Here is a 6,915-nt window from a genome sequence, read left to right as displayed (position 1 = left end):
AGGGTCCCAGCCCAGCCCAATATGGATCCGCTTAAGCAGTGGATTTTCTTTGGTAAGAGAAACGGTCTGCCCTTTTTCCAGTGAAACTGCCATGATTTGCTCCTATCTTTGATTTATCTATGTTTGGTTTATCCGGCCGCGCCCTTTTCCGGGAAAATGACACTGGTTACTACACCAACCACCAACGTGCTCAAAACAATCCACATGCTTTGCTGGCTTGTTATATCCACAAACTCTATTCCGCTGATATGCTCTACCCCGGATACCGCCAGTTTGAACGCCACGAACACCAGAACGAAAGCGACGGCCTTCTCCAGGTGGCAAAGGTATTTCGCGGCAACCGCGAGCAGGAAGTACAGTGACCTCAAGCCCACGATGGCAAATATCGAGGCTGCATACACAAGAAAAGGCTCACGGGTTACCGCAATGATGGCTGGTACGGAATCGAAGGAAAAAACAATATCGCTGACCTCAATGCATACCAGGCAAAGGAAAGCCGGTGTCGCCAACCACTTTGCCCGCCTGGAATAAATCAGGTTCTGCTCCCCTTCTGCCGCCCGGTCAGCGTCTTGTTTGGAGATGAGCAGTTTTTTCCCCAGCAGCCGTGGAAATATCGGGATCGCATGTTTTGCCAAACGGACAGACCAGTGATTACTGTAGTCCTCGATTTCTTCGTCATCTCCGCCTTTAACTATGGCCCAGGCCGACCAAAGCACGACTGCCGCAAATAGCAGCTCTACCCAGGCGGACACGCCGAACAGCGTCGTCCCCAAACCAATGAATACTGCCCTGAACAGAATCGCTCCGATGATTCCGTAATACAGGATTCGGTGCTGTAGCACCTGGTCACGTATCCCGAATGCCGAAAAGATCGCCACGAACACCATCATATTATCAACCGACAGTGATTTCTCCAGGGCATAGCCAGCCATATACAGGCTGGCATAGTCCGGTCCATGACGCCATTCGATATAAAAAAAGAACCCTATCGCCAGTGCAATCCAAAATAGCGTTCCCAACAAGGCATCCCGGAAGCTGATTTCGGCCTTGTTTTTATGTATCCGCAGGTCCGCCCAAACCGACAATCCCAGCACCGCCATCATGATAAGTAATCCTTCTGTATGAAACCCCAAATCCGGCATGTTGATTTCCATGTATCAGCTGTCTTGTTGTTTTAATCTGTCAAGAATTGCTTGCTGCTGGTCTTCCGGTAATTTTTCCAGCATGTCCCGGTCTTCATCAGTCAGCATGTCCGCTATTTTTCTTTCACCGTCTTCATGTTCTGCTGGCGGGCAAGGAGGGCATGGTTTCTGCGGTTGCGGCGGATTGGCTCTCAAGGGCGATACCAATACATTGTTGGTCAGATCGACCGGCACGATACCGCCGCCCAGCTCCTCGTTCTTTTCCCGAATAAGTTCCGCCATTCGCTCTTCTTCTTTTGCCCGCTTGATTACAGCCGCCCGCTTGCGCGAGATCACAATCATCAGCGCGAGAAACCCCATGCCGGCAATGGTGTAGAAGAACGACTGGTTGTCGAATCCACGCCGCGCCGTGGCGACAACGGGGTTTTCTTCCTGTTCATCTGCTTCCTCTACTGTTGGACTGGTATCTGGAATGGGCACATTTCCCCAGCGACCCTGCTTTCTGGCCATGGCAATCCGTTGCGCTCTGTCCAGTAGTTGCGTCACTTGGGCATTGGGGACCAGTTCGCACAAGCCGGTCCTAAGAAGAAACGCATTCATGTTCTGTTTACGGTAGATTATGTTCGCTGTGCGTATCCCATTGTCATCCATGTTCCCCAACTCAAGAGATACCCGTTTCCCTTTCAGTTGATTCAGCAGTTCCCGTTTGGCCGCCTTGCCATAATAGGTGTCCGGTTCATCACAGAGCACACCATTGACCCGTATCCAGGATTTCACGCCTTTGTTGTCCTTCACTTCCAGATAATTCGCGCTGGACGCATCCAGAACCGTTACCCGGGTTTTTTCTCCGGCTGCCATTGTCATGCTTATTGGCAGCAATAGCCCTACCAGTAAAATGCGCTTCATAACAATTTCCGAATCAAATGGCCTTTCAGGCTCCTGGCCGCGTTGCTTTGTCCGCCGGTTCCCCTGATACATTGAATTGCAAGTACGATGTAATCGCGAACGTATCGCCGGTAAATTTGACCACTCCCTGATACAGCTCACGCTCGTACAGCCAGGATAAGAAGGTTTTCACATTGTCGGGGTTGTCCAATGTTGCGAACTTCGCTGCAATATCCCTGCCCCGGAACGCATACCCCGCCAGCACGCCGGCCGACGTGCCTTGATAGTCAAGTAGCGCCTTTGCCCGGGATGCCGTGTCAGGGCCGTCCATGGCCGCCGCCAGACTGGTGTGATTTGCCGCCAGGGACATTTGAACTGTCCTGTTTTCGACTTCTGTTTCCATGGTGATGGGACGGCCATCAGTATTCAGGCCGAGCGATGCAAGCTGAGGACTCATTTGAATCAGCGACGCCACGACCGTATCCGCTGATTTGAATTGGAGCAACGCATCCATAGAAAACGTCGCCGTCTGTGATGGATTCTGAGCAACCGTAAAATCATTGATATTGATGAGCACAGCGGTCACATTGTTGACCAGCGGGTTGTTCAGCATAGCCAGGGTCGCCTGGTAGTCCCCAATCGCCTGGGGATCTGCCAACTCGCAGCGCGAATAGCGGGGTGAGGCCAGCTTGGCAAGCAAATCACTGGCGGCCTCGAAAAGAACAGGCAAATGCATGGCGATTCCGGCACTGGCTATGGCTTCGCGACGGGGAGATGGTGCCGAGTCACTTAGCAGCGCATCGAGGGTGGGGCTGATACCTTCAGAGACATCCATGCCGAACTGAGTTTCCATGTGATTATCTGAAGATGTCAGAATCCCGGCGTGAACCCAGGGCATGGCCTCTGCCAGGTCTTCCAGGAAGGGTTCACAGCCCGACCAGTCCGCCGGGAGATCAAGCAAATTGAATATGGCGTTGCGCGCGCGCTCCTGTTCGTTGTTCTCTGGCTTCAGTGCAAGCTGGGTAAACCGCCGGCTGTTGAACAATCCCAGGGCCAGACCATTGTATTTTTGGTTCTTGGCCAACTGTGCCAGCTGCCTCTTGATATAAGGCTGGAATGTCTCCGCCTCATGCCTGTTGAGCACTGTTTCCGCCAAACCAGAAACCTGTGGCAGGAGTGCCAACGCGAATGCGTCATTTTGGATTTGCAGGACAAACTCGACTTCACTCCCCAGCCTGATTCGCAGGAGTTTCCCATTCGGTGTCTCTGCTAACGCGTGGGCGCTGGCCGCTTCCGTCAATACGGCATTGATGGCTGCTTCCAGTTGGCTTGCATTATCAAGAACCATTCGGAATACCGGGATCAGCCCGTCACCATACAGTACCGCTTCATCATTCAGGTCTATGCCGAAATTACGGTGAAATCCTTCCCGGGTGAAGTCGGATTGAATTCGGTGGATGAGCGCGGTGATTATCCGGTCTTCCTCGGAACCCACCAGGCCCTTTTTGGCTCTGGCCTCGTGTCGCTCATGGGAAAATTCCAAATATCCGGCAAACAGTTCCTGCAACTCTTTCTTGCGTTGTGAAAAGAGATATTGGGCCAGGTTGCCCGGCAGCGGCCCGTTGAACGCATAAACGAATGGCGTTGTAGCCGGCACCTTGTCCAAAAGCGCCGTCAGCTTGATTTCCTTGGCGGGCTCAACATACTTTGCCGCTATGACCGACACGGACAGCACGGCGATGACAAATAGAATAATAGCGTTTTTGCGGTTCAACATCCTGGCCTCGAAAAGGGAGCTGGGTAGACATTCTAGGTCATGCCGGAGGCAACGAACGAAATCAAAACGCAAAAACAGGGCGTTTAGAACTGGGCGCAAAAATGGGATATTCGTGATAATGGTCTTTGACCAAATGAACGAGGACGCTTGTTATGCTGTTGGCAACAACTCACCAGATTGACATGGAAGGGGTGGATATCTTCGCCTATCTTGGCGTAGCGACGGGTATTTCCGTCAAGGGTATCAATGCTGTGCGTGACCTGATGTCGAACGTGACAGATTTCATTGGAGGTAAATCCGGCGGGTATAACAAAGCCGTGGAGGCCGCTCAACATGACGCTCTGGAAGCTTTACAGGTCAAAGCTGCAGAAATGGGCGGCAACGCCGTGATAGGCGTTTCCATTGACTTTGAGTTCATCCCGGGAAAGAGCGGTATGCTCATGGCCACCGCTGCCGGCACGGTCGTTCAAATCTCAGTACAGGGGCAACCGTGAACAAGTTCATCCTCATAGGCATTATCTGCGGCATCGTTCTGGCCACTGTCCTTTTGTTCCCCCGCAGCAAGTCTGGCTCGCAATCCGCAGAACGCATGCCACAGTCATCTCCGGCAACACAAGAACAGCCCATATCTCCATCGGGTCATGCGAACTGAATGGCGTTTCGTTTTGCTGCTGGTCATCAGCAGCTTTTCCCCGACCTGGTGCCATGCGTATTCAATGGAAGAATGGCAGGCCAACGGCTTCAGCCGCCATGAAGCGGAATTGTTCGAGCGAAGTCATTTTACATTTGATGAAGCCCGGCAATGGCTAAAACACGTTATTGACGCTGGCCATGCCGTGGATTGGCGGGATAATGGCTTTACCATTGAGGAAGCCGAACAATGGCAATCCGTAGGCGTTCTGGATGGGCATCAGGCACTGGCATTGATCAACAGGGGGTATACCCTGGATATCATCAAGCAATGGCGCCAAGTCGGCGCCCGTTCCATCAGCGATATTCGCCGCCTGGTGGAGGCGGGGTTTACGCTCAGGTCGGCCGGAAGCTGGCATGCCCTTGGCTATCGGCCTTTGGACTGGCTTGCGTTCATTAAACATGGATACAACTTTGATGACGCCAGAAAATGGCGCGCACTGGGGTTCGATAATTTCAATGATATTCGCCAGCTGACCCGGCAAGGGTTCGAGCTGGACACTGCGGAAAAATGGGCATCGTCCGGCATCCCTTATAAAGAATGGGCAACCTGGAAACAACATGGTTTTCGGGTAAACGAAGTGGTGGTTTGGCGCCGGGCCGGGTTTCGGAGCGCTGATATGGTGGCACAGCTGAAAAAAAGTGGTATTACTCCTGCTGTCGCCCAACAGTGGGCTGCTTTGGGACCGTCCTTTCGGGACTGGAAAAAGCTCTATGACCTGGGGCTTTCTCTGGGTGATGTCCGGTCCTGGATGGATGCCGGCATCAAAAGTGCCGACCTTATCGAGGATTATTTGTCTTTGTCGTTAACCCCTCATTCATTATCGGAATGGAAACGTGAAGGGGTAAACACCTTCCCCAAAATCAAACAGTATATTGAGCAAGGTTTTTCATCGCCGGCGGATCTCAAGGCATGGCGGGTGCTGGGTATTCACGACGCACCACGTTGGGTAGCTGCTGGCATTTCCCTTGATGAGGCCACGCAATGGGCCAATGCGGGGATTACGGACCTTTATACGGTTCTGAACAACAAGCGCCAGGGACGCGCCCCAGACAATGCGGTTCGTCCATGGCGGATCCCCTCTGTTTACTGGGCTGTCGCCGGTATAGGGGGCATCATGATAATTTTCCTGTTGGCAGCCTACTGGGAAGAATTTCTATCGGGGCTGGCCTTGGCATGGCGGAAGGTGCGCCACTCACACTGACTGCGTTAACATCCTCACTCGCCCTGAAGGGCGAACGAGGGCGTGTCAATGTGGCCGGTCGTGTCTTTGAAGATGCCCGCATTGCAGAAACTCTTCAAACACCTCACTCAATAGAGTCAGAAGAGCCGGGGCCATCTCACCGGCTTTGGCGTTGATTTCCATTGTCCGGGCTTATATCTTCTACAGCTGTCGTGCTTATGGTGATAGATATACCCTTCAGTGCGTGTGCCGCTTCCTTCACAGCAAGGACATCTCCCGCTTCCAGTGCTTGGCCAATGGCCGCCAAATGTCCCCGCCCTTCGTCTTCGTAAAGGGGCAGCAGTTCTGCTGTGGTCTGCTGACAATCCGGTGTCGCCGTCGCTCCCCTGTTGGTCAGGGTCCTGCTGACGTACGCCAACAGCGCCTTCAGGTCAATGGGTTTTTCTATGATGCTGACATCATCCCTGCTGACAGCGGCTGCGGCTTCATCCGCTGTAAGCAGCAAAACAGGCAAATCCCTATATGCCTGCATTCCCCGAATGGTGGCCACCAATTCCTCGCCGCCCATGACCGGCATTCGGACATCGGAAATGAGCATGTTCACGTCATTCTGCTCCATGAGTTCCAGGGCCTCCTGCCCCTGTGTTGCCATTAACACAACATATCCTGCCTGGCGCAGTGCGGCGCCAATGACCTCCCTCACAACCCTGGTATCCTCGACAACCAGGATCGACCGCTCCTGTTCTTTTCCCATGGTATCAAATGTCCTTGGATTCCTTGCACACGCAGAGTGATACATGACAGATCCGCTCACCAGGCTCATTGTATATCTGCTCTATTTCTCGTTTTATTTCGTTGTCCCTGAAAATCCACATCAGCATAGGGTCCAGCACAGTGCCGGACTGCTCCATGATCTGCCCAATTGTTTCATCCAGCGCTGCATTCTCCGGAACAGTTTCTCGGTTTCGTTTATATGCCTCATCGAACGCTACTACAATACCCAGTATGCCGGATTCTATCGGAATGTCGCTCCCCCGCAATTTCTGAGGGTACCCTGAGCCATCCCACTGTTCGCAATGATGGAGGATTGGTATGGCCAACTCGTGAAATTTACCAATCAAGCGTGTCTTCGGCCTCGTGATAGATTTTGGGACATCCCAGTCCCCAAAATCGACTCGGCCTTTGACAACCTATTGGTGCCCCAGCCGTCCTGGTCACCCAGCACTACGCAACAACT

Annotated in this window: 8 protein-coding genes; 2 read left to right on the top strand and 6 right to left on the bottom strand. The window is 52.9% G+C overall.

Translation table 11 applies throughout. From position 1 onward, the window contains the following. The 4 genes from ACOCD2_RS09730 to ACOCD2_RS09715 all read right to left on the bottom strand — a co-directional run. A partial coding sequence (locus ACOCD2_RS09730) for a TerD family protein (protein ID WP_293689736.1) occupies positions 1 to 93 on the bottom strand: 93 nt, incomplete at its 3' end. A gap of 35 nt (positions 94 to 128) precedes the next feature. Next, the gene (locus ACOCD2_RS09725; protein WP_305800400.1) at positions 129 to 1,154 is read right to left on the bottom strand and encodes a TerC/Alx family metal homeostasis membrane protein; all 1,026 of its coding nucleotides are present in this window, start codon (positions 1,152 to 1,154) and stop codon (positions 129 to 131) included. Between the two features lie 3 nt (positions 1,155 to 1,157). After that, entirely contained in the window at positions 1,158 to 2,048 is an 891-nt protein-coding gene (locus ACOCD2_RS09720; protein ID WP_293652604.1) for a thermonuclease family protein, read from the bottom strand. Positions 2,049 to 2,073: 25 nt separating this feature from the next. Then, complete coding sequence (locus ACOCD2_RS09715) at positions 2,074 to 3,801, bottom strand: hypothetical protein (protein WP_293715045.1); 1,728 nt, start codon at positions 3,799 to 3,801, stop codon at positions 2,074 to 2,076. A 155-nt stretch (positions 3,802 to 3,956) separates the two neighbouring features. Here ACOCD2_RS09715 and ACOCD2_RS09710 point away from each other — a divergent pair, with 155 nt between their 5' ends. Both ACOCD2_RS09710 and ACOCD2_RS09705 read left to right on the top strand, forming a co-directional pair. Then, the gene (locus tag ACOCD2_RS09710) at positions 3,957 to 4,298 is read left to right on the top strand and encodes a heavy metal-binding domain-containing protein (RefSeq protein ID WP_293648613.1); all 342 of its coding nucleotides are present in this window, start codon (positions 3,957 to 3,959) and stop codon (positions 4,296 to 4,298) included. A 147-nt stretch (positions 4,299 to 4,445) separates the two neighbouring features. Next, on the top strand, positions 4,446 to 5,699 hold the full coding sequence (locus ACOCD2_RS09705; protein WP_293652603.1) for a hypothetical protein: 1,254 nt from the start codon (positions 4,446 to 4,448) through the stop codon (positions 5,697 to 5,699). A gap of 136 nt (positions 5,700 to 5,835) precedes the next feature. Here the strand turns inward: ACOCD2_RS09705 and ACOCD2_RS09700 are convergent, their stop codons facing one another. Both ACOCD2_RS09700 and ACOCD2_RS09695 read right to left on the bottom strand, forming a co-directional pair. Continuing rightward, positions 5,836 to 6,432: a response regulator gene (locus ACOCD2_RS09700; protein WP_293650288.1), complete on the bottom strand. Its 597-nt coding sequence runs from the start codon at positions 6,430 to 6,432 to the stop codon at positions 5,836 to 5,838. Positions 6,433 to 6,436: 4 nt separating this feature from the next. Further along, positions 6,437 to 6,799 carry an HD-GYP domain-containing protein gene (locus tag ACOCD2_RS09695; protein WP_293680028.1) on the bottom strand — a complete coding sequence of 121 codons (363 nt, stop codon included), beginning with the start codon at positions 6,797 to 6,799 and terminating at the stop codon, positions 6,437 to 6,439. Positions 6,800 to 6,915: the final 116 nt, after the last annotated feature.

Source organism: Thiolapillus sp. (assembly GCF_048562965.1).
GTDB lineage: Bacteria > Pseudomonadota > Gammaproteobacteria > Chromatiales > Chromatiaceae > Thiolapillus > Thiolapillus brandeum_A.
Note: the sequence above shows the minus strand (reverse complement) of the source record. Positions and strands in the feature narration are given on the sequence as shown.

Excerpts from the sequence above, each read along its gene's own strand:
- ACOCD2_RS09725 (WP_305800400.1), bottom strand. The coding sequence starts at position 1,154 with ATGGAAATCAACATGCCGGATTTGGGGTTTCATACAGAAGGATTACTT.
- ACOCD2_RS09720 (WP_293652604.1), bottom strand. The coding sequence starts at position 2,048 with ATGAAGCGCATTTTACTGGTAGGGCTATTGCTGCCAATAAGCATGACA.
- ACOCD2_RS09710 (WP_293648613.1), top strand. The coding sequence starts at position 3,957 with ATGCTGTTGGCAACAACTCACCAGATTGACATGGAAGGGGTGGATATC.
- ACOCD2_RS09705 (WP_293652603.1), top strand. The coding sequence starts at position 4,446 with ATGCGAACTGAATGGCGTTTCGTTTTGCTGCTGGTCATCAGCAGCTTT.
- ACOCD2_RS09700 (WP_293650288.1), bottom strand. The coding sequence starts at position 6,432 with ATGGGAAAAGAACAGGAGCGGTCGATCCTGGTTGTCGAGGATACCAGG.